Source organism: Pseudomonas sp. NFPP25 (genome assembly GCF_900116505.1).
In the GTDB taxonomy this organism is placed as follows: domain Bacteria; phylum Pseudomonadota; class Gammaproteobacteria; order Pseudomonadales; family Pseudomonadaceae; genus Aquipseudomonas; species Aquipseudomonas protegens.
Map to the genome: position 1 here is coordinate 220,633 of NZ_FPBG01000008.1, position 23,958 is coordinate 244,590.

Annotated in this window: 7 protein-coding genes (1 of these 7 only partly in view); 2 read left to right on the plus strand and 5 right to left on the minus strand. The window is 68.7% G+C overall.

Annotated features, from left to right (window positions below; translation table 11 throughout):
• Window positions 1-10,749 carry the 5' portion of an orfamide A non-ribosomal peptide synthetase OfaB gene (gene ofaB, locus BM382_RS28440; protein ID WP_072444799.1) on the minus strand. Its footprint begins 2,355 nt before the window's first position, so only the first 10,749 of its 13,104 coding nucleotides appear in the window; its start codon is at window positions 10,747-10,749; its stop codon lies beyond the left edge, outside the window.
• A 317-nt stretch (window positions 10,750-11,066) separates the two neighbouring features.
• On the minus strand, window positions 11,067-17,432 hold the full coding sequence (gene ofaA, locus BM382_RS28445; RefSeq protein ID WP_072444801.1) for an orfamide A non-ribosomal peptide synthetase OfaA: 6,366 nt from the start codon (window positions 17,430-17,432) through the stop codon (window positions 11,067-11,069).
• 594 nt (window positions 17,433-18,026) lie between these two features.
• Between ofaA and BM382_RS28450 the strand changes: the two genes are divergently transcribed.
• A complete protein-coding gene (locus BM382_RS28450; protein ID WP_011060444.1) occupies window positions 18,027-18,827 on the plus strand; it encodes a helix-turn-helix transcriptional regulator in 801 nt (266 codons plus the stop codon).
• 59 nt (window positions 18,828-18,886) lie between these two features.
• Window positions 18,887-20,317 carry an efflux transporter outer membrane subunit gene (locus tag BM382_RS28455; RefSeq protein ID WP_072444803.1) on the plus strand — a complete coding sequence of 477 codons (1,431 nt, stop codon included), beginning with the start codon at window positions 18,887-18,889 and terminating at the stop codon, window positions 20,315-20,317.
• Between the two features lie 352 nt (window positions 20,318-20,669).
• Here BM382_RS28455 and aepX read toward each other — a convergent pair whose 3' ends face one another.
• The 3 genes from aepX to BM382_RS28470 form a co-directional block, all read right to left on the minus strand.
• A complete protein-coding gene (aepX, locus tag BM382_RS28460) occupies window positions 20,670-21,560 on the minus strand; it encodes a phosphoenolpyruvate mutase (protein ID WP_011060442.1) in 891 nt (296 codons plus the stop codon).
• 42 nt (window positions 21,561-21,602) lie between these two features.
• The gene (gene fumC, locus BM382_RS28465) at window positions 21,603-22,988 is read right to left on the minus strand and encodes a class II fumarate hydratase (protein WP_011060441.1); all 1,386 of its coding nucleotides are present in this window, start codon (window positions 22,986-22,988) and stop codon (window positions 21,603-21,605) included.
• A gap of 81 nt (window positions 22,989-23,069) precedes the next feature.
• Entirely contained in the window at window positions 23,070-23,900 is an 831-nt protein-coding gene (locus BM382_RS28470; RefSeq protein ID WP_011060440.1) for a hypothetical protein, read from the minus strand.
• Window positions 23,901-23,958 lie beyond the last annotated feature (58 nt).

The following is a 23,958-nucleotide window of genomic DNA, read 5'->3' on the forward strand; positions in this document are numbered from 1 at the left end:
CTGGCCCGAGGTGACGCTCAGGACCCGGGCCCAGGCCAGGTGGAACAGGCTCGCCGCACTCACCCCCAGCAACCGGGCCTGGGTCCGCAGGCGCGCACTCAGTGACGGCTCCAGGGCCTGCTGGCGCTCTTCGATGGCATCGCCATCGCCCTGCACGTCCTGCAGGCCGAACGGCAGGGTCGGCTCATCGATATCGCCGAGCATCTCGCGAAAGAATGCCTCGTGCTCTTCACGGCTCACACCCAGGCGCGCCTGGGCCACGTAGTTGCGATAGGGAATCGCCGTGCCCGCGGGCGACTGCCCCAGCAGGCAGGCCTGGATTTCCTCGCGCACCACCTCCAGGGCGGTGTGGTCCAGGGCCATGTGATGGAACAGCAGGATGGCGACGATGCGCTGGCGGGCCGGGTCCTGGGCATACACCAGGCGCATCAGCGGCGCCCGGGTCAGGTCCAGGCGCAGGTGCCGGGCATCGAAGCGCGCCTGCAGTTGCTCCAGGACCTCGCCCTGGGCGGGGTTCGCTTGCACCTCTTGCACCTGCACACCTGCCTGGCGCCAGACCACTTGCAGCGGCTGCTTCAGGCCTTCCCAGAGCACCGCGGTGCGCAGGATGTCGTGGCGCTCGACCACCCGCTGCAGGGCTGCGGCGAAATCATCCAGGCGTTGCCGGCTGGCGAAGGCCAGCTGCGATTGCAGCAGGTAGGGGTCGCCCTGCCGGGCACTCAGGTGGTGATAGAGGATGCCCTCCTGCAACGGCGCCAGGGGGTAGATGTCCTGCACGTTGGCCACGCCGCCGGGCACGCTGGCCACCACTCGGTCGATGGCTTCCTGCTCCAGTTCCACCAGCGGCAGCAGGTCCGGGGTGATGCGCGGGCAATCCGCGGTGATCCGGTTGGCCGGGACCGCGACCTCGCGGCCACTGCCCACCGCAGCCGCCAGCGCAGCCAGGGTCGGCTGGCCGAACAGCACCCGCACGTCGGCGTCCAGGCCGATCTGGCGCATGCGTTCGATCAGGCTCACCGCCAGCAGCGAATGCCCGCCCAGTTCGAAGAAGTGATCATGGCGCCCCACCGCCTCCACCTGCAGCACCTCGCTCCAGATCCGTGCCAGGGCCTGTTCCACCTCGCCTTCGGGGGCCACGAATTCCCGGTTCAGCCAGGCCTCTTCCCCCGGCGGTGGCAGGGCCTTGCGGTCGAGCTTGCCGTTGGCGGTCAGGGGCATGGCCGGCAGGCGCACATAGGCCACCGGCAGCATGTAGTCCGGCAGCCGGCCTTGCAGGTGGTCGCGCAGGTCTTCGGCGGCGGCTTGCACGCCCTCGGTACGGGAAGTGAAATAGGCCAGCAGGCGCCCCTCGCGGACCAGCACCAGGGCTTCCTTGAGGGCCGGATGGGTGAGCAGCGCCGCCTCGATTTCCCCAGGTTCGATGCGCATGCCGCGTACCTTCACCTGGTCGTCGTTGCGCCCCAGGTAGTCGAGGTTGCCGTCGGCGCGCCAGCGGGCCAGGTCACCGGTGCGGTACATGCGTGCCTCGGGCTCGGCGCTGAAGGGGTCGTTGAGAAAGCGTTCAGCGGTCATTTGCGGGCGGTTGAGGTAACCCCGGGCCACCCCGGCCCCGGCCACATACAGCTCGCCACTGACCCCCTGGGGCACCGGGCGCTGCAGTTCGTCCAGCAGGTAGAGCCGCGCATTGGCCACGGGCCGGCCGATATGCAGGGCGCTACCGGCCTCGATCCGCCCGGAGCTGGCCACCACCGAGGCTTCGGTGGGGCCGTAGTTGTTGATCACTGCAAAACCCGGGTCGGCGGCGAACTGGCGCAGGCGGTCGCCACCGATCAGCAAGGTGTCCAGTGTGGGGTGGCCGAGCCCCTGGCTGAAGGCGTATTCGGCCACCGGGGTCGGCAGGAAGCTGACATCCAGGGGCTGGGCGCGCCACCAGTGCAGCAGCGCTTCGATATCCTGGCTGCCCACTTCGGCGGGCGGCAGGTGCAGGGTCGCGCCGCTGCACAGGGTCGGCCAGACCTCCCAGGCCATGGCGTCGAAGCCCAGGCCGGCGACGCTGGAGCTGTGCCGCCCCGGGCCCAGGTCGAAACTCGCGCAGTGCCAGTGCACCAGGTTTTCCAGGCTCTGGTGCTCCACCATCACGCCCTTGGGCAGGCCAGTGGAACCGGAGGTGTAGATCACATAGGCCAGGTGCGCCGGGGTCAGGTGCGACAGCAGCGGGTTGCCCTGCTCGGCCTCCTGCCAGGCAACCCCATCGAGATCGATCGACACCACCGCAAGGCTGCCCGGCAGCTCGCGGGTGGCGCTTTGCACCAGCACCGCCAGCGGCGCGCTGTCCTGCAGCAGGTAGGCGATGCGTTCGGCCGGCAGGCTCGGGTCGATGGGCACATAGGCCGCCCCGGCCTTGAGGACCGCCAGCATGCCCCGCAACAAGTGCGGCCCGCGTTGCAGGCACAGGGCCACGCGATCGTCTGGGTGCACGCCCAACTCCAGCAGTTGCCGGGCCAGCTGATTGGCCTGCTGGTTGAGCTGGCGGTAGCTCAGGTGCAACGTCCCCTGTACCAGCGCCACAGCGTCGGGAGCCTGTGCCGCTCGCGCCTCGAACAGCCCGTGCAGGGTCTGCCCGCGGGGGTAGTCGGCGGTGCTGGCATTGCAGCCCTCCAGCAGTTGCTCGCGCTCTTGTGGCGGCAGCACCGAGCACTGTTCGAGGGCCGCCTGCGGGTTGTGTTCCAGGGCCTGGGCCAGTTGCTCCAGGGCACTTTGCATATAAGCGCCGACACGCTGCGCACCGATTCCGGCCTGGGCCAGCAGCGCCAGGCTGAAGCCTTCGCCCAGGTCATCGACGCTGAGGCTCAGCGGGTAGTTGCTGCGCTCCTCGCCCCCCAGCAGTTCGACGCCCTGCCAGATATCCAGGCCGTCCGGCGCCGCCGTGTTCGGCACGCTGTGACGGTAGTTGAGCAAGGTGTTGAACAGCGGCGCGCCGGCCGCCACCGCGCTGCAGCGCTGGGCCAGGGCCAGGGAGGCGTGCTCATGGCCGAGCAAGGCGCTGAGCCGGACGTGGGTGGCCTTGACCGCGGCACGCACGCTGCCCTGCACATCGACCCGCAGCGGCAGGGTATTGATGAACACCCCCAGGGCGCGGTCGGCGCCCGCGCCGCCCTGCATGCGGCCCATCAGCACGGTGCCGAACACCACCTGACGACGGTTGGCCAACTGCCCCAGCACCAGGCCCCAGGCCAGGTGCATCAGGGCCGCGGCGCTCACCCCCAGGTGCCGCGCCTGTTGCCGCAGGCGCCGGCTCAGGGCCTCGGGCAGCACCAGCTCGGCCTCTTCGATACCCAGGCCGTCACCCTGTACATCCTCTACGCCGAAGGCCAGGGTCGGCTCGTCGATGTCCCCGAGCATGTCGCGAAAGAACGCCTCGTGTTCCGCCTGCCCGGCACCCAGGCGGGCCTGGGCCACATAGTTGCGGTACGGCACCGGTGTGCCCAGGTGCTGCGCGCGGTCGAACAGCAGGTCGCGCATTTCCTCGCCGATCACCTCCATGGCGGTGTGATCCAGGGCCAGGTGGTGGAACAGCAGGATCGCCGGCACCCGCTGCTGCCCGGGCTCTCGCGCATAGACCAGGCGGATCAGCGGCGCCTGGGCCAGGTCCAGGCGCCAGTGACGGGCGTCGAAGCGCTGCTGCAACTGCGCCAGCAGGTCACCCTCGGCCGGGTCCAGGTGCTGTTCCTCGACCCGGAGCTCGGCATGGCGCCAGACCACTTGCAGCGGTTGCGGCAGGCCTTCCCAGAGCACCGCGGTGCGCAGGATGTCATGGCGCGTGATGACCTGCTGCAGGGCCCCGGCGAAACGCTGCAGGCGCTCCAGGCTGTCGAAGGCCAGGCGCGATTGCAGCAGGTAGGGGTCGCCCTGCCCGGCGCTCAGGTGGTGATAGAGAATGCCCTCCTGCAACGGCGCCAGGGGGTAGATGTCCTGCACATTGGCCACGCCGCCCGGCACGCTGGCCAGCACCCGGTCGATGGCCTCCTGGTCCAGTTCCACCAGGGGCAGCAGGTCCGGGGTGATGCGCGGGCAATCAGCGCTGATGAGGTTGGCCGGCACCTGCACTTCCCGGCCGCTGCCCACGGCATCGGCCAGGGCGGCCAGGGTCGGCTGGCTGAACAGCACCCGCACATCGGCGCTCAGGCCGATCTGGCGCATGCGCTCGATCAGGCTCACCGCCAGCAGCGAGTGCCCGCCCAGTTCGAAGAAGTGGTCGTGGCGCCCCACCTGCTCCACCTTGAGCAGCTCGCTCCAGATCCGCGCCATGGCGATTTCCACCTCGCCCCGGGGGGCGACGAATTCACGGCTGAGCAAGGCCGACGGGGCCGGCGCCGGCAGCGCCTTGCGGTCCAGCTTGCCGTTGTTGGTCAGGGGCAAGGCCTGCAACTGCACGTAGGCCAGGGGCACCATGTAGTCCGGCAGTTGCTGCTGCAGGGCCGCGCGCAGGGCTTCGGCCGGCAGCGGCGCGGCGTCCGCCTGCAGGGTGTAGTAGGCCACCAGGCGCTTGTCCCCGGGCTCGTCTTCCCGGGCCAGGACCACGGCCTCCTTGACCCCGGCGCAGGCAGTGAGGCGCGCCTCGATTTCCCCCAGTTCGATGCGCAGGCCACGGATCTTCACCTGATCGTCGTTGCGCCCCAGGCATTCGAGCAGGCCGTTGCCCAGCCAGCGGCCAATGTCCCCGGTGCGGTACAGCAAGGCCCCGGGCTGTTCGCTGAAAGGGTCGCGGATAAATTTCTCGGCATTGAGTTCGGGGCGGTTGAGATAACCCAGGGCCACGCCGTCGCCGCCGATCACGATCTCCCCCGGGGCACCGATGGGCAGCGGCCGCTGTTGAGCGTCCAGGACATACACCCGGGTGTTGCCAATCGGCCGGCCGATGGGCACGTGCTCCGCGTCATCGGCCAGGGCGGTGACTTCATGGGTGGTGGCGTAGGTGGTGGTTTCGGTGGGGCCGTAGCAGTGCACCAGGCGCAGCCGCGGCGCCAGCGCCAGCAGGCGGCGAAAGGCCGCCGGGTCGGCACGCTCGCCGCCGCAGAGGAGAATCCGCAGACCCTTGAGGGCCTCGGGAATCAGTTGCACGTACTGGTTGAACAGCGCCGTGGTAACAAACAGCACCGTGGCCCCGGCCGTGCTCAGGGCCCGGCCGAAACGCGCAGGCTCCAACAGGGTGTAGTGATCGATCACCAGCACCCGGCCGCCATTGAGCAAGGCGCCCCAGACATCCATGGTGCTGGCGTCGAAGGCCGGGTTGGAGGCGAAGGCCACCCGGTCCTCGGGGTTGAAGTCGGCATAGCCGTTGTTGAGCACCAGGCGGCTGATGGCCCGGTGCGGCACCTGCACGCCCTTGGGCACGCCGGTGGAGCCGGAGGTGTACATGATGTAGGCCACGGTCTCGGACGACTGCGCCAGGTCCGGGTTGTGCCCGGGCAATGGCGCCAGTTGCAGGCGGTCCAGGTCGACCCTTCTGGCCGGGCACGCAAGCACCTGGTCGCTGCGGCTGAGCAGCAGCACGCTGGCGCTGTCTTCCACCATGAAGGCCTGGCGCTGGGCCGGGGCGTTGATATCCAGGGGCACATAGGCCGCGGCGCATTTGCAGACGGCCAGTTGGCTCACCAGCAGGTCCAGGGAACGGGGCAGCAGGATCGCCACCCGGTCGCCGGGCTGCAGCCCGAGCTCCAGCAGGTGCCGGGCCAACTGGTTGGCCCGGGTATTGAGCTCGCCGTAGCTGAGCTGCGCCTGGCCTTCGACCGCCGCCACCCGCTGCGGGTGGGCCTGGGCCTGGGCCTCGAACAGCCGGTGCACGGTGTGCTGGCGCGGGTAATCGCGGGTGCTGGCATTGAACTCCAGCAATACCTGGCGGCGCTCGGCCGCCGGCAGTACCGGGATGTTCTCCAGGGCCAGGGCCGGGGTTTGCTCCAAGGCTTGGGCGAGGTGTTCCAGCACGCACTGCAGGTAGCCACAGACCCGATCGCCGTCCACCTGCGCCACGGCCTGCACGGTCAGGCGCAGGCCGTGGGCGTCATCGTCGATATTCAGCGCCAGGGGATAATTGCTGCGCTCCCGGGAGTCGAGCACGCGGATCCCCTCCCAGCTCGCCGGCCCCTGCTGCGCGGTGTCGGCAGCGCTGTGGCGGTAGTTGAGCAGGCTGTTGAACAGGGGCAGCGATGCCGGCACGCCGCTGCAGCGCTGGGCCAGGGCCAGGGAGGCGTGCTCGTGGCCCAGCAATCGGGCCAGCCGGGCGTGGGTGGCGCGCAAGGCCTCGGCCACACCCTGCTCCCCTACACTGACCCGCAACGGCAAGGTGTTGATGAACATGCCCAGGGCCCGGTCGGCACCGGCGCCGCCCTGCATCCTTCCCAGCAGCACGGTGCCGAACACCACGTCATCGCGGCCCGCCAGTTGCCCCAGCACCCGGCCCCAGGCCAGGTGCAGCAGGCTGGCCAGGCTCACTCCCAGGTGCCGCGCCTGTTCCCGCAGGCGCCGGCACAGCGCCGGGTCGAGGCGCAGTTGACGCTCCCGGATGCCGCTGCCGTCGCGCTGCACGTCCTGCAGGCCGAAGGCCAGGGTCGGCTCGTCGATGTCCGCCAGCATCTCGCGGAAGAACGCCTGGTGCTGCTCCTCACCATGGCCCAGGCGCGCCTGGGCCACATAGTTGCGGTACGGTGCCGGCGCCGGCAACTGCGCGGCGGCGCCCTGCAGCACCGCGCTGATCTCCTCCACCAACACCTCCAGGGAGCTGTGGTCCAGGGCCAGGTGGTGGAACAACAGCAGGCCCAGCCAGCGCTGCTGCCCCGGGTCCGCGGCGCAGGCCAGTTGCAGCAGCGGCGCCCGGCTCAGGTCCAGGCGGTAGCGACGGGGGTCGAAACGCGCCTGCAGCTGCTCCAGCACCGGGCCCTGGGCCGGGTCCGTCTCGACCACCTGAATGTCCAGGGGCGCCTGGCGCCAGACCACCTGCACCGGCTGTTCCAGGCCTTCCCAGGCCATGCTGCTGCGCAGGATGTCGTGGCGCGCGATGACCTGCTGCAAGGCCAGGGTGAAGGTTTGCAGGGCGTCTTCGCCGGCAAATTCGAACTGCACCTGGAGCACATAGGGATCGCCCTCGGCGCTGCTCAGGTGGTGATAGAGGATCCCCGCCTGCAAGGGCGCCAGGGCATAGATGTCCTGGACGTTGGCGGCGCCGCCGGGCACCCGCGCCAGCAGCCGGTCGATGGCGGCCTGATCGAGGTCCGCCAGGGGCAGCAGGTCCGGGGTGATGTGGCGGCAATCGGCGGCGATGCGGTTGGCCGGCACCTGCACCTCGCGCTGCCCGCCCACGGTCGCCGCCAGCGCGGCCAGGGTCGGCTGGCCGAACAGCACCCGCACATCGGCGCACAGGCCCACCTGGCGCATGCGCTCCATCAGCTTGACCGCCAGCAGCGAGTGCCCGCCCAGCTCGAAGAAGTTGTCCTGGCGCCCGACCTGCGGCAAGCCCAGCAGCTCTTGCCAGATCGCCGCGATGGCCTGTTCCACCTCGCCCTGGGGCGCTGCATATTCACGCCGGGCCAGGGCCTGGCCGTCCGGCGCCGGCAGGGCCTTGCGGTCGAGCTTGCCATTGGGGGTCAGGGGCCAGGCCTGCAACGTCACAAAGGCGCTGGGCAGCATGTGCTCGGCCAGGCTCTGTTGCAGTTGCTCGCGCAGTTGCGCAGCGCTGGCAGCGGCCCCCGGCCGGGGGATCACATAGGCCACCAGGCGCTTGTCCCCCGGGGTGTCTTCCCGGGCGATCACTACCGCTTCGCGCACGCCGTCGCAGGCCGCCAGGCGGGCCTCGATCTCCCCCAGCTCGATGCGAAAGCCGCGGATCTTCACCTGGTCATCGTTGCGCCCGAGGTACTCCAGGCTGCCGTCGCTGCGCCAGCGCGCCAGGTCACCGGTCTTGTACAGCCGCGCCCCCGGCTCGTGGCTGAAGGGGTCGGCGATAAAGCGCTCGGCGGTCAGCTGATCGCGGTTGAGGTAGCCCCGGGCAACCCCGGCGCCGCCCACATACAACTCACCCACCACGCCGCTGGGCAGCGGCTCGCGGTGGGCATCGAGCACATACAGTTGCAGGTCGGGAATGCGCCGGCCGATGGGGCTGCTGCCCACCAGCTGGGCATCCGCCGCCTGCAACGGGCGATAGGTCACGTGCACCGTGGTTTCGGTGATGCCGTACATGTTCACCAGCTGGGTGCCGACGTTTTCCAGGTGGGCATACCAGGGCTTGAGCATCCCCGGTTCCAGGGCCTCGCCGCCGAAGATCACCTGGCGCAGAGAGTGCTTGAGGGGGCTCTGGTCCTGGGCCGCGATCAGCGAACGGAAGGCGCTGGGGGTCTGGTTGAGGATGCTCACCCGGGCTTCGCAGAGCAGCCGGTAGCAGTCATCCGGCGAACGGCTGACGGCCTGGGGCACCACCAGCAACTGGCCGCCATGCACCAGCGCCCCCCAGATCTCCCACACCGAGAAATCGAAGGCGAAGGAATGGAACAGCGCCCACACGTCCCGCCAGTTGAAGTCGAACCAGTCGCGGGTGGCGCTGAACAGCCGGGCCACGTTGCGGTGCTCCACCATCACCCCCTTGGGCAGGCCGGTGGAGCCCGAGGTGTAAATCACATAGGCCAGGTGGGCCGGGGTCAGCCCCGGCACTTCGGGGTCCTCCTGGGCTTCATGGGCCAGGGTGCGGCTGTCGAGGTCGATCAGCGGCACCCGCAGGTCGGCCACCAGGGACTGGGTGCCGGCCTGCACCAGCAGCGCCACCGGGTCGCTGTCCTGCAGGGTGTAGGCGATGCGCTCGCGGGGGTAGGCCGGGTCGATGGGCACGTAGGCGCCGCCGGCCTTGAGGATGCCCAGCAGGCCGACGATCATTTCCACGCCGCGCTCGACACAGATCGCCACCCGCTGGTCCGGGCGTACACCCAGCGCCAGCAAACGGTGGGCCACCTGGTTGGCGCGCCGGTTGAGCTCGCCGTAGCTCAGCCGCAGCTCGCCGAACAGCAGCGCCGGGGCCTCGGGCTGGACCCGGGCCTGGGCTTCCACCTGCTGGTGGATCAGCGGGCTGTCCGGGTAGTGCCCCAGCGGCGTGTTCAGGCCCTGCAACAGGTAGCGGCGCTCGCTGGCCGGGAGCATCTCCAGGCTGTACAGCGGTGCCTGCGGAGTGCTCTGCAAGGCCAGGGCCAGGCTCTCCAGGGCGGTCAGCAGGTAGCCGGCGATGCGCTCGGCGCCCAGTTGCCGATCCACCAGGGCGGTGATGCAAAAATCCTCTCCCAGGTCATCGATGTTGATGGTCAGCGGGTAGTTGGTGCGCTCTTCGGCGCCCAGCACCTGGATGCCCGGGGCCACCTCCTGCACCTGGGCGCCATCGGCGGCGTGGCTGTGGCGGTAGTTGAGCATGGCGCTGAACAGCGGCGTCGGCGCACTGACCCCGCTGCAGCGCTGGGCCAGGGCCAGGGACGCATGCTCATGGGCGAGCAAGGCACTGAGCCGCTGATGGGTGGCCAGGACCCCGGCGCGCACGCCCTGGGCGCCGACATCCACCCGCAGCGGCAAGGTGTTGATGAACATGCCCAGGGCCCGCTCGCCGCCTTCGCCGGCCTCCATGCGGCCCAGCAGCACGGTGCCGAACACCACCGCTTCGCGCCCCGACAACTGGCCCAGCACCCGGGCCAGGGCCAGGTGCATCAGGCTGGCGCTGCTCACCCCCAGCTGCCGGGCCTGGGCCCGCAGGCGCTGGCTGAGCTCGCGGTCCAGGGTCAGCCGAGCCTCTTCGATCACCCGCCCGGCGCCCTGCACATCCCCCAGGCCGCACGGCAGGGTCGGCTCGTCGATATCGCCGAGCATCTCGCGAAAGAAGCGTTCGTGGGCCGCCTCGCTGCGGCTTGCCAGGGCCTGGGCCAGATGGTTGCGAAACGGTACCGGGGCCGGCAGGCGCTCGCTGTGCCCTTGCAGGCGGGCGTGGATTTCCTGGCGTACCAGGTCCAGCGCGGAGTGATCCAGGGCCAGGTGATGGAACAGCAGCAGCGCCACCTGGCGCTGGTTGGCCGGGTCCTCGGCGTGCACCAGGCGCAGCAGCGGCGCCTGACGCAGGTCCAGGCGAAAGTGCCGGGAGTCGTAGCGGGCCTGCAACTGGCCGAGCACATCGCCGTCGGCCGGGTCCAGCGCCACGGCCTCGATCACCAGCGGCGCCTGGCGCCAGACCACCTGCAACGGCTCATCCAGGCTTTCCCAGGCGATGGCGGTACGCAGGATGTCGTGGCGGTCGATGACCCATTGCAAGGCTTCGGCGAAGGCTTGCCGTCGCTCGGCACTGGCAAAGGCGAAGCGCGCCTGCAGCACATAGGGGTCGCCCTGGGCGGCGGACAAATGGTGATAGAGCATGCCCTCCTGCAGCGGCGCCAGGGGGTAGATGTCCTGCACGTTGGCGGCGCCACCGGGCACTGCGGCGACGATGCGCTCGATAGCGGGCGGGTCCAGCTGCACCAGGGGCAGCATGTCCGGGGTGATCCTGAAGGCCGGGCTCAGCCAGCTGCCGCCCTGGCCGTCGAGCAGTTCCAGGAGCCGGGCCTTGTGCTGCACCAGACTGTCCCAGAGCCCGTCGTCCAGCGCCTCGTCATCGCCCTGGACGAGCAGGTCTTCCTGTTCCCGTTGAAGACGGATCGCCAGGGTCGAAAGCACTGCCATCAATTCGCTGAACTGCATCTTGTAACCTGCCTGAGAATTCGGAAACGGTTGAAGAGAACGTCCTTGTTTCAGATGCAACCTTTCACCGGCGCCCCGCTGCCCGGACGGGCGACAAGCGCCGCTGCCAGGCACCGCGCGGGGCTGTCGCGCCGTTGCGCAAAAAGCACCAGGGACAGTGAGCCCGCCAGGCTTGCTGGCAGCTCGCAGACGCTAAAACATCCGCCGCAGCGGGGCTGACATGGGAAGCCGGGACATGGCGCGGGGCCTGTCCCGCTGAGGCACCACGGCCCGCGCCGGCCCTGGGGCCGGCGCGGGGAAAAGCACTTGCAGCGACCTCAGAGACGCCGCTGGCGCTTGAGCTGGGGGATGGTGGTAGCGGGAATCTCCAGGCGCTGCAACTGGCCCAGGGTATGGGCCGCCAGCGCCGCCAGGGTCGGCTGGCTGAACAACAGGCGGGCATCGGCGTGCAGGCCTTCCTGGCGCATCCGCGCCACCAGGCTGACCGCCAGCAGGGAATGCCCGCCCAGTTCGAAGAAGTGGTCGTGGCGCCCTACCCGCTCCACTTGCAGCACCTCGGCCCAGAGCCGCGCCAGGGTGGTTTCAAGCGGCCCCTGGGGCGGCTCGAAATCGCGGCTCAGCACCGCTTCCAGGCCCGGCTCCGGCAGTGCATCTCGCGCCAGCTTGCCGTTGGCGCTCAGGGGCAGCGCCGCCAGTTGCACATAGGCTGCCGGCACCATGTACTCCGGCAGACGCTCCAGGACATGAGCCCGCAGCGCCTCGATCCCCGGCGCCGCCACCCCGGGGTGCAGGCTGAAATAGGCCACCAGGCGCTCGCCACGCATCAGCACCGCCACCTCGCGCAGGGCCGGGTGGCTGGCCAGCCGCGCCTCGATTTCCCCCAGCTCCAGGCGCAGCCCCCGCAGCTTGACCTGGAAGTCGTTGCGCCCGAGGAACTCCAGGTCGCCGTCAGCGTTGTAGCGCACCCGGTCACCGCTGCGGTACAGCCGGTCGCCGGCGACGAAGGGGCTGTCGATAAAGCGCTCGGCCTGCAACTGCGGCAAGCCCAGGTAACCCCGGGCAACCCCGACCCCGCCAATGTGCAGCTGGCCGCTGACGCCCTGGGGCACCGGCTGGTCATGGGCATCCAGCACATACAGCCGGGTGTTGGTGATGGCCTTGCCGATCGGCAGTTGCACCGGCGGCACCGCCGCCCCGGGCTCCAGGGTCCAGGCGCTGCTGTCCACGGTGGCCTCGGTGGGGCCGTAGACGTTGTGCAAACGGGCCCCGGGCAGGCGCTGGCGGAACAGCCGGGCAATCGCTTCGGTCAGCTCGCCGCCGCCGCAGAACACATCGGTCAGGCTGTGGCACTGGCCGGCCTCTTCCAGCTGCAGAAATTGCAGGAGCATGGCCGGCACGAACTTGATCATGCTCACCTGCTCCTCGCGCACCAATTGCGCCAGATACAGCGGATCGCGCTGGCCGTCGGGCCGCGCCAGCAACAGGCGCATGCCGGTGACCAGGGGCCAGAACAGCTCCCAGACCGAGCCGTCGAAACTGAACGGCGCCTTTTGCAGCAGGGTACCCCGGGCCCGCTCGCCACACAGCTGCGAACTCCAGTGCATCAGGTTGCCCAAGCCGCGGTGCTCCACCATCACCCCCTTGGGTGTACCGGTGGAACCCGAGGTGTAGATCACGTAGGCCAGGTGCGAAACCGTCAGCCCTGCCACCACGGGATCATGCTGCGGCGCCTGCTCCCAGGTACTGCGGTCGAAGTCGATCAGCGACAGGGGCAGCGGGCCCAGCAGCTCGCGGGTCGGCTGGTGCACCAGCACCGCCAGTGGCTGGCTGTCCTGCACCAGGTAGCGCAGGCGCTCCAGCGGGTAGTCCGGGTCCAGGGGCACATAGGCACCGCCGGCCTTGAGGATGCCCAACAGGCCGATCAGCAGTTCCGGGCTGCGCTGCACGCAGAGCCCGACTCGCACATCCGGCCCCACACCCTGCTCGCGCAGGTAATGGGCCAGCTGGTTGGCGCGCTGGTTGAGCTGCCGGTAGCTCAGTTGCCGCGCGCCGGCCTGCAGTGCAATGGCCTCGGGCGTGCGTCGCACCTGGGCCTCGAACAGGGCATGCAGGGTCAGCTCCCGCGGGTATTGCGAACGGGTGGCATTGAGCGTTTGCAGCAGGTAGCGCGACTCCACCGGCGGCAGGATCGACAGGCTGTGCAACGGCGTCTGCGGCGCCTGTTCCAGGGCCAGCACCAGCGCTTCGAGAGCGGTGCTCAGGTAGCCCAGCAGGCGTTGCGCGCCGATCCGCCGCGGGGCCCGGCAGCCCAGGCGGAAACCCGGTTCCAGGTCGTCCACCGCCAGCATCAGCGGGTAGCTGAGCACCTCTTCGCTGCTCAGCAACTCGACCCCAGGCAAACCCTGCAACAGGTCGCCGCCGAGGTTGTGGCGATAGTTGAGCAAGGCATTGAACAGCGGGGTCGGCGCCGCCACCGCGCTGCAGCGCTGGGCCAGGGACAGCGGCGCCTGCTCGTGGGCGAGCAAGGCACTGAGGCGCTGCTGGGCCTGGCCCAGCCCCTCGGCCACCGTCAGCCCCGCCAGCTCCAGGCGCAGTGGCAAGGTGTTGATGAACATGCCCAGGGCCCGGTCGGCCCCCGCCCCGGCTTGCAGGCGGCCCAGCAATACACTGCCGAAGAGCACGTCCTCACGGCCGCTGGTACGCCCCAGTACCAGGGCCCAGGCCAGGTGAAACAGGCTGGCGGCGCTGACCCCGAGCTGGCGCACCTGGGTCCGCAGGCGCTGGCCAAGCTCGGCTTCCAGCAGGCCGCTGGCGTGCTGCAGGTCCAGTTGTTCCCCGGGCCGTTCCTGCAGTTCGAAGGCCAGGGTCGGCTCGTCCACCGTGCCCAGGCCGGCCTCGAAGAACGCCTTGTGGGCGGCCTGCCCCTGGCGCGTGCGAGCCACGTAGTCACGGTAGGCATAGGCCGGCGCCAGGCTGGCTTGCCGGCCTTGCACATGGGCGGCGATTTCCGCCAGCAGCACCGCGGTACTGGTGGCGTCGTTGACCAGGTGATGGAAGCGCAGCAGGCCGATCCAGCGCCCATTGGCCCGGTCCTCGGCCCAGGCCAGGGCCAGCATCGGCGCCTGGCGGATATCCAGCGGGTTGTGCTGCGGGTCGAAGTGCTCGCGCAGTCGATCCGCTACATGGCCGCCGGGCCCGCCCTGCCACTCTTGCACCGTCAGCCGTGCCTGGCGCCAGACCACCTGCAGCGGCTGCTCCAGCACGTCCCAGACCAGGCTGGTGCGCAGGATGTCGTGGCGCTCGATCACTGCCTGCAGCGCCAGGGCGAAGGCGTCCAGGTCCTCGCGCCGGGCGAAGGCGAACAGCGCGTGCTGCTGGTAGGGATCGCGGGCGGCGGTCATGTGGTGATAGAGCAGGCCCTCCTGCAACGGCGCCAGGGGGTAGATGTCCTGCACATTGGCAGCGCCGCCGGGGATGCAGGCCACCACCCGGTCGATGCTGTCCTGGTCCAGCTCCACCAAGGGCAGCATCGCCGGGGTGATGCGCTGGCAGTCGGGCGGGACGCGGTTGGCCGGGACCTCGACGACCTGCCCGGTGCTCACCGCCGCAGCGAGACTGGCCAGGGTCGGCTGGCCGAACAGCACCCGCACATCGGCCTGCAGGCCGGCCTGGGCCATGCGCTGGATCAGTTGCAGGGCCAGCAGCGAATGCCCGCCCAGTTCGAAGAAGTGATCGTGGCGGCCCACCTGCTCCACCTGCAGCAGCTCGCTCCAGAGCCCGGCCAGGGTGATTTCCAGCGGGCCCTGGGGCGCCTCGTAGGCGCGGCTGATCAGGTCCTCGGGCCCCGGCGCCGGCAGCGCCCGGCGGTCCAGCTTGCCGTTGCCGGTCAGCGGCCAGGCGTCGAGCGGTACGTAGGCCATGGGCAACATGTACTCCGGCAACTGCTGGCGCAGAAATTCCCGCAGTTGCAGGGCCGTGACCGCCTGGCGCGGAATGAACCAGGCCAGCAACTGACCGTCCCGGGCCTGGACCAGCGCCTCGCGCACTGCCGGGTGATCCCCCAGGCGGGTCTCGATTTCCCCCAGCTCGATGCGCAGGCCGCGGATCTTCACCTGATCGTCGTTGCGCCCCAGGTATTCCAGGCTGCCGTCCTCCCGCCAGCGAGCCAGGTCGCCGCTGCGGTACATGCGCGCGCCGGGACGGTCGCTGAAGGGGTCCGCAAGGAAGCGTCCGGCATTCATCCCATCGCGGTTGAGGTAACCCCGGGCCACCCCGCCACCGCCCACATAGAGCTCGCCGGGCACGCCGATGGGCAGCAGTTGCTGCTGTTCATCCAGCAGGTAGATCCGGGTATTGGCGATGGGCCGGCCGATATGCAGGGCCTGCCCGGCCTCGATGGCACCGGAAGTGGCGACCACCGTGGCCTCGGTGGGGCCGTAGTTGTTGATCACGGCAAACCCGGGGTCAGCAGGCAACTGGCGCAGGCGGTCGCCGCCGATCAGCAAGGTGCGCAGGGTCGGGTGGCCCAGTTGCTGGCTGAGGGCGTACTCGGCCACCGGGGTCGGCAGAAAGCTCACCTCCAGCGGCTGGGCGCGCCACCAGGCCAGCAGGCGGTCCAGCTCCTCGGGGCCGTCGCTGACCGGCGCCAGGTGCAGGGTCGCCCCGGCGCACAGGGCCGGCCAGACTTCCCAGGCCATGGCATCGAAGCCGAAACCGGCAAGGCATGAGGTGTGGCTGCCAGCCTGGAGGTCGAAAGCCCGGCCATGCCAGTCCACCAGGTTCGACAGGCTCTGGTGCTCCACCATCACGCCCTTGGGCTGGCCGGTGGAGCCGGAGGTGTAGATCACGTAGGCCAGGTGCTCGGCGGTCAGCCCGGCGGCCTCGGCAATCTCGCCCGGGCCGTCCAGCCACTGGCCGTTGTCGAGGTCGATCAGCGGCACGTTCAGCGTCGGCAGGCACTGGCGCAGGGCGCCCTGGGTCAACACCGCCCGCGGCGCGCTGTCGTGCAGCAGGAAGGCCAGGCGCTCAGTCGGATGGGCCGGGTCCAGGGGCACATAGCCCGCGCCGGCCTTGAGAATCGCCAGCAGCCCCACCAGGGTTTCCGGGCTGCGCCGGGCGACAATGGCCACCCGCGCATCCGGCCCCACTCCCAGCTCGCGCAGGTACAGGGCTAGGGCGTTGGCCCGGCGGTCGAGCTGTCCATAGCTGAGGGCCTGGCCCTGGGCGACCAGGGCAATGGCCTGGGGCGTGCGCCGGGCCCAGGCTGCAACCCGGGCGTGAATCCGCTGTTCGGCGGCGGCTGGCTGTTCGTTGGCGTTCCAGGCCTGCAAGCGGCGCAGCTCGGCGGCAGGCAGCAGGGAGAAGCGGGCCACCGGCAGTTGCACATTGTCCAGCCCCTGCTCCAGCACATGCAGCAGGCGCGCGGCCAGGGCCTCGATTTCCTCGGGCTGGAAATACGCCGAGTCGTAGACGTAGTGCATCCAGGCGCTGTCATCGAAGCTGTTGCTGCGCAGGTGGATGGCCAGGGGCGTGGGCTCGTGGCGGTTGGAGACTTTCACCGATGAGGCCGCCGCCTCGCCGTAGCGGTAGTCCAGGTCTTCCAGTTCGTAGGACAGCGACAGCTCGAACAGCTGCGCGCGGTCTTCGCGCAGCAGGCCGAGGGCGCGGTTGAGTTCGCTCAGGGGAAAGCGCTGGTGGCGGAAGTCCTGTTTCAGTACATCGCGCACCGCCCCCACCAGGGCCTCGAAGCTCAGTTCGCGGCCGAAGTCCATGCGCACCGCGCTGACCTGGGTGAAGGAACCCAGGGTCACCTTGAAGGCCGCATTGGGGCGGTTCAGCACCGGCATGCCCAGGACCCATTCGTCCCGTTGCAGGGTGCGGGTGAAGTACACATGCAGCGCCGCCAGCAGCACATGAAAGGCCGAGGCCCCGGTGCTCTTGCCCAGGGCCTTCATGCGTTCGTGCAAGGCCGCGGGGAACGCCTGGACCAGGGTCGCCCCCGGGGTCGCGGCGTCGGCGGCGGGCCGGTAGCGCGGGCGCAGCACCGGCTCCGGCAGGCTCTGGTACTTGTCCAGCCAGTAGTCGCGGTCCCGGGCATAGCGGCTGGACTGGTGGTAGCGGGCGTCGTCCTCGATGAAGTCGACAAAGGACGGCGCCGTGGCCTGGGGCTCCTCGCCGCTGGCCAGGGCGCTGTAGAGCCCGCCCAGGGACTGGGACAGCTGGGCGAACCCCCAGCCGTCGAGGATCAGGTGATGGGCCTCGACTTCCATCAGGTGATGCTCGGGGCCCACCCGGAACAGCGAGAAGCGGCACAGCCGTTCGCCGTCGAGCTTGAACGCCTGCTGCATCTGCCGGCGGATCTGCGCCTGGGCCGCCGCCAGCGGATCGGCCGCCGCGGACAGGTCATGGAACACCAGCTCCACCGGCCACTGCCGGTCGAAGTGCTGCAAGGGCAGGCCGTCGACGCTGCCCTCCAGGGACAGCACCGTGCGCAGCACGTCGTGCTTGTCCACCAGCAGCTCCACGGTGCGCTGCATCAGCTCGGGCCGGAACGGCCCCTTGAGCACGGCATAGCCGCCGATGTTGTACAGCGGCGAGTCGCCCCGGCTCAGTTGGTCGAGCCAGATATCGCGCTGCCCGGCGGTCAGCGGCAGGCCCCGGGCCTGTACCGGACCGGCGTTCATGCGCGCCCCCGGGCGGGGTGCCCGGCCCATGGCGGGCAGTGGCTGGCTGGGGTGACTGGCGCGACGAAAGCGCCCACGGCTGCGGCGGAAAAATGCGTCATAAGATCCTTCTCATGTGATGGGCCCGGGCACCGGCGTCCGCGGATTTAAGCATCGGCCCCAGGGCCTGTATGTCACCCGAAACCCGGACAGTTCCGGCCCCGGTCGGCCACCTCGGGCAGCACCGCGCCGGGCTGTTGCAGCAGCTCTGCTGATCAGCTGAATCGGCTGTAGGAAATTGGCTACGCGTGAACGACGCTCATGGCCTGCGGAGGGCTTTTGCGTTCCACCGCAGGCTTGCCCCTCGGGCAACCTTGACGCCGGGAAACACCCCGCCGGCGGGCGCGACGGGGCCGTCGCAAGGGCTTGACCCAGAGCCTTGGCGAGGCCCTGGCAGGGCCATGATGTCCCGGTTTCCCCCTACAGACGCCAGGCAAAGCCATAGGCTTAAATCAACGCCCGGGAACTGGATCAGGTTCATCGGGAATCTGCCACGGCATGCCGCGGCAAGCGCGCGTCGATCAGCGATTTGTCTCGATCAAGGATGATAAGGATATGAGTCTGACCAGCAGTATTGCGAACCTGGAAACCCCGCACTTCTACTTCGAACTGGGGCAGTTGATTTCCAGCTCCGGCCACCCGCAGTTCGCCAGCGAAATGCTGCAACTGGTGGACAAGCTGGTGCCTCTGACCCAACTGGTGCTCAGCGAATGGACCCTGGACGAACGCCAGGCCAGCCCCCTGGCCATTACCCTGCTGGGGCGCGCCGGGCTGCACAAGGATCTGCCACTGCCGGAGCCGCCGCGACGCCATGACCCGCTGCTGCAGCAAATGCTGGAAATGGACGACTCGCTGCTGATTCAAATGAATGCCCAGGCCCGCAGCGGCCCTTCCCGCACCACCGCGCACCAATGCCACCTGGTCTCGCGCAAAGCCAATCGCCGCTGTGTCATCGCCCTCTACCGGGCTCCCGACCAGGGCGGTTTTTCCCTGTCCGAACTGTCGTTTCTCAAGAGCCTGTCGCAGACCCTGCTGCCGTTGCTGGAACGCCACGCCCAGCTGCACCGGCAACAGGCCCTGAAGAACCTGCGCAGCTGGAGTGCCAAGCCCGCCGATGCCTTGCAGCAGACACCGCTGCAACGGGAGTTCGATGAGCGCCTGTCCCTGGGTGACATCACCCTCTCGGCGCGGGAAAAGGAAGTCTGCCTGGGGTTGCTGACCGGCGGCACCGTGCCGGAAATGGCCCAGCGCCTGAGCGTCAAGAACAGCTCGGTGGAAACCTACCTCAAGCGCGCCGCCGCCAAGCTCGGGGTCAGCGGCCGTCACGGGCTGGCCAAGTGGATGGTCGGCGCCTGAAACCGCCCGCACGCCCCTGGCTGTCCGCCATCAGGATGTCCTTGTCACGAGGCTGATCAATGCGTAACTCCCCACTGACCCTGGCGGCCCTGGCCCTGGCCCTCGGCGGCTGCTCCCTGGCCCCGGACTACCAGCGCCCGACCGCTCCCGTGGCGCCCCAGTACCCACAGGGCGCAGCCTTCGCCCCCGCTGCCGGCAACCCGGGGGCCGACTGGCAGGGACTGTTCCAGGACCCGTTGCTGCAGCAATTGATTCACAGCGCCCTGCAGAACAACCGCGACCTGCGAGTGGCGGCGCTGAATGTCGCGGCCTACCAGGCCCAGTACCGCATCCAGCGTGCCGACCTGTTCCCGGCGGTGAGCGCCGGCGTCTCGGGCAAGCGCCAGCGCCTGCCGGAACAGATGACCGGCAGCAAGGCACTGATCAGCTCCAGCTACTCCGCCAACCTGGGCATCAGTGCCTATGAGCTGGACTTCTTCGGGCGCATCCGCAGCCTCAGCCAGCAGGCGCTGATGATCTACCTGTCCAGCGAAGAGGCACGGCGCAGCGCGCAGTTGAGCCTGGTGGCCAATGTCGCCACGGCCTACCTGAGCTGGTGTGCCGACCAGGAGCTGCTGGAGCTGACCCGCAAGACCCTGGCCGCGGACGAACAGAGCCTGCGCCTGACCGCCCGCAATGGCAGCGCCGGCAAGATCTCGGCCCTGGATGTGGCCCAGGCCCGCACCAGCGTCGACAGTGCCCGCGCCAGCCTGGCCCGCTACCAGCGCCAGGTGGCCCAGGACCTGAACAACCTGACGCTGCTGGTGGGGGCGCCGCTGCCCGACGCCCTGCCCCGGCGCGGGCTGGCCGAGGGCATGCTGGCCCAGGTGCCTGCGGGCCTGCCCTCGGACCTGTTGCAGCGGCGCCCGGACATTCTCCAGGCCGAGTACCAGTTGCAGGCCGCCAACGCCAATATAGGCGCGGCCCGTGCAGCGTTCTTCCCCAGCGTCAGCCTGACCGCCAACGCCGGCAGCGCCAGCAAGGAGCTGTCCGGGCTGTTCAAGGGCGGTGCCGGGGCCTGGACCTTCCAGCCGCAGATCAACCTGCCGATCTTCAATGCCGGCAGCCTGCGGGCCAGCCTGGATTACGCCCGGCTGCAGAAGGACATCAGCGTCGCCCAGTATGAAAAGGCCATCCAGACCGCCTTCCAGGAAGTCGCCGACGGCCTGGCCGCGCGCCAGACCTTCCAGCAGCAACTGAGTGCCCAGCACAGCCTGGTGCAGGCCAGCCAGGACTACTACAACCTGGCCGAGCACCGCTACCGCATCGGCGTCGACAGCAACCTGGTGTTCCTCGATGCCCAGCGCTCGCTGTTCAGCGCCCAGCAAGGGCTGATCAACGACCGCCTGGCGCAGTTGCTGGCCGAGGTAAATCTGTTCCGGGCCCTGGGTGGTGCCTGGGAGGATGGCGCGCAGGCACCGAGCCTGGCCCGCGCCCAGACCTTGCCCTGAGCCACTGGCGATGGCCGGGTATCAGGGGGCTGGGGCGATGAGAGGTTGGGGGGATGCGGGGACCGGGGCCATGAGTGCCCCACGCTGTAGAACCAACCCGGTCAGCCTGGGCAGTAGGCGAAACATGGACCGGGCAGGCAGGTACAGCCGTGTTGCAGCCCGCCCTGACCAACCACCGCCATTCAGCGTGTTGCCTGTGGTAGCTGGCCGGGCGAACGGGGAGCGAGTCTAGACAGCGCCCCCCACAGCGTCTGTAGGAAAATTCTGAATTCAGAACGTTCCGAATCTCGGAGTGGAATCGGATAAAGCACGCCCGTTCCACGGCCCTGCGAAGGGGGTTGGCCGCGAGTGCCTAACGGGTGCCCGGCACCAGGTCGAGGATCTCGTCGATGCCCAGGCACCGCGGCTCCACCTCCAGGGTCCGGCCATGCTCGAGAATCCCCACCGCCACATCACGCATGGCCATGTAGGCACTGCGCAGCATGTGGTTGGCGTAGATCACCGCGTTGAAGCCGGCCCCCTCCAGCTCGTCGAAACTCAAGTGAGCGTAGCTGGTGGGCACACAGATCAGCGGCACCCGCGGGCAGTGGCGGCGGAACAACCGGGCGAACTCGAGGATCTCCAGGCCGTCCTTCTTGCGGCTGTGGATCATGATCCCGTCGGCGCCGGCCGCGACATAGGCCAGGCAGCGCTCGATGGCATCGTCCATGCCCTTGTCGAGGATCAGGCTTTCACAACGGGCGATGATCAGCAGATCCTCGTGGCTGCGGTTGGCGCAGCCCACGCGGATCTTTTCGCAGAACTCCTCGATGGAGTCCTGGAGCTGGCTCACCGCGTTGCCGAACAGCGAGTTCTTCTTCAGCCCGCACTTGTCCTCGATCACCACCGCCGAGACCCCGGCCCGGTCCAGCATCTTCACGTGGATGGCGAAGTGCTCGGCCTTGCCCCCGGTATCGCCGTCGAAAATCATCGGCAACGAACACACATCGAAGATCTCGCGGATGCCGTGCAAGCGGTTGCTCGGCGAGAGGATCTCGATGTCCGGCAGGCCCTTGTGGGTCGAGTCGGTAAGGGAGCTGGACCAGATGGCGTCGTAGACCAGGCTCGGTCCGCTGCCCCGCTCCAGCCTGGATTGCTCCGCCAGCAGAGCGGAGATCGGGCTGTGGGCTTCGAGCACGCGAAGGCAGCGCTTGCGGCGCAGCAACTGGCTCAGGTTGGTTCGGCGAATATCAGCTTCCTGCATGGGATTCACACGCCTCTTGTGGTTGGGGAACACCGGGTTCGCTCAGGGGTGGGTCATGTCCAGGGCCACCACGTAGCGGTCGAAATCCGCCGCCGAGACATAGCCCAGCTGCTGGGCCACTTCCCGCAGCGACTTGCCCTCGTGGTGGGCGGTCTTGGCGATGATCGCGGCCTTGTCATAGCCGATGTGGCGGTTGAGGGCGGTCACCAGCATCAGGTTCTTCTCGATATTGGCCTCGATGCGCGCCCGGTTCGGCTCGATGCCCACCGCGCAGTGGTCGTTGAAGGCCCGGCAGGACTCGGCCAGCAAGGTGATGCTTTCCAGCACGTTGTGCACCATCACCGGCTTGTAGACGTTGAGCTGGAAATTGCCCTGGCTGCCGGCGAAGGCCACGGTGGCGTCGTTGCCGAAGACCTGGGTACAGACCATGGTCAGCGCCTCGCACTGGGTCGGGTTGACCTTGCCCGGCATGATCGAGGAGCCCGGCTCGTTCTCTGGAATGTCGATCTCGCCGATGCCGCAGCGCGGCCCGCTGGCCAGCCAGCGCACGTCGTTGGCGATCTTCATCAGGGCCATGGCCAGGGTGCGAATCGCCGCCGAGGTGTTGATCAGCGCGTCATGGGCCGACAGGGCGAAGAACTTGTTGGCGCAGGACTTGAACGGGTAGCCGGTGAGCTCGGCGATGATTCGTGCGCACTCGTCGCCGAACTGCGGGTGGGAGTTGAGCCCGGTGCCCACCGCCGTGCCGCCGATGGCCAGGTCGTAGAGGCCGGTGAGGTTGTGCTGGATGGCCGCCAGGGCATAGTCGATCTGCTCGACCCAGCCACCGATCTCCTGGCCCAGGGTGATGGGGGTGGCGTCCTGCAAGTGGGTGCGTCCGACCTTGACCACATCGCGGTACTGCTCGGCCTTCTCGAACAGCGTGTCGCGCAGCACCGAGACGCCCGGCAGCAGGGTTTCGAAGATCTCCGTCACCACCACCATGTACATCGCCGTGGGGAAGGTGTCGTTGGACGACTGGCCACGGTTGACGTGGTCGTTGGGGTGGATCGGCTTCTTGCTGCCCAGCTCGCCGCCGAGCATCTCGATGGCCCGGTTGGCGATCACTTCGTTGGCGTTCATGTTGGACTGGGTGCCGGAACCGGTCTGGAACACCACCAGCGGGAAATGCTCGTCCAGTTGCCCGCTGATCACCTCATCCGCCGCCTTGACGATGGGCAGCGCAATGGCTTCCGGCAGCTCGCCGAGCTTGAGGTTGGCCAGGGCCGCGGCCTTCTTCAGGATGCCCATGCTGCGGATCATCGGCGCCCCCCACTGGAAGCGTGCACGGCCAATGGGGAAGTTGTGGATGGAGCGTTCGGTCTGGGCTCCCCAGTACTTGTTGGACGGTACCGAAATGGAACCCATCGAGTCGGATTCAAGACGCATGTGGGTAGTTCTCCAATAAATGAATGAGGGTCCGGCCTGCGGTGCCGGGCAGGCGCCCTGCCCGGCCTGGTTGGCAGGCGCTTATTCCTTGAGTACGGAGGCCATCTTCTCCAGGTGCTGGCAGGCGCGCAGCACGTACTCATCGGACAGCGCTGCGATGCGCCGGTAGTTGACCTGCTGGCCGGTGGCCTGGGTGTAGAGCTTCAGGGCGTCGGTGGCGTGGCGGAAATGCCGGGCCTCGACGGCGCCGCAGTGAACGCTGAGGAAGCCGGCGATGCGGTTGGCTTCCCCGGCGGGGTAACCGCAGGATTCGCGCAGCCAGTTCTTCCACAGCGGTGTCATCAGGTTGTACTCGCCGGTGTTGAACAGCTCGGTCAGGGCCATCATCTCCAGGGCTTCCACCAGGTTCGGAGCCAGCGGGCGCTTCTCGCCGACCCAGGTGGAGAACTCCTTGGTGATGGGGTTCAGGTACTTGTCCTGCAGGCGCCAGTTGTCCGAGCCGCAGATGGCCGAGGCCATGCGGTGGTAGAGCTTGGAATGGTGGGGATGGCCGTGCATCTCGCCCAGGCCGACGTCCTCGACGATGATCTCGCCGCAGTGCCGGGCCGCCTCCAGCAGCTTGAGCTTGTTGTCATCACCGGGCAGGTCCTCGGACTCCTGCAGCAGCCGCACGATGATGCTGGACACCGCATGGGCCGCGCCATCCGGGCTGCGCCAGCCGCAGAAAAAGGTGCACAGCGAGTCCTCGGACCACTTGCGCGAGGTCATGCGCTGGTAGGTCAGGCAGTAGCCGTCCAGCTTGTCGGGGTGGTTTTCAAAGCCCGTCAGCAGGGCCTCCACCAGGTTGCGGTCCTCGACATCCACCAGGGCCTGGTGCACGTAGCCGATGAACGCCTTGCGGGAACTCTCCATGTTTTTCTCCTGTAATTGTTCTTCACTTCACGGACAACAAGATGAACGACGCCGGCCC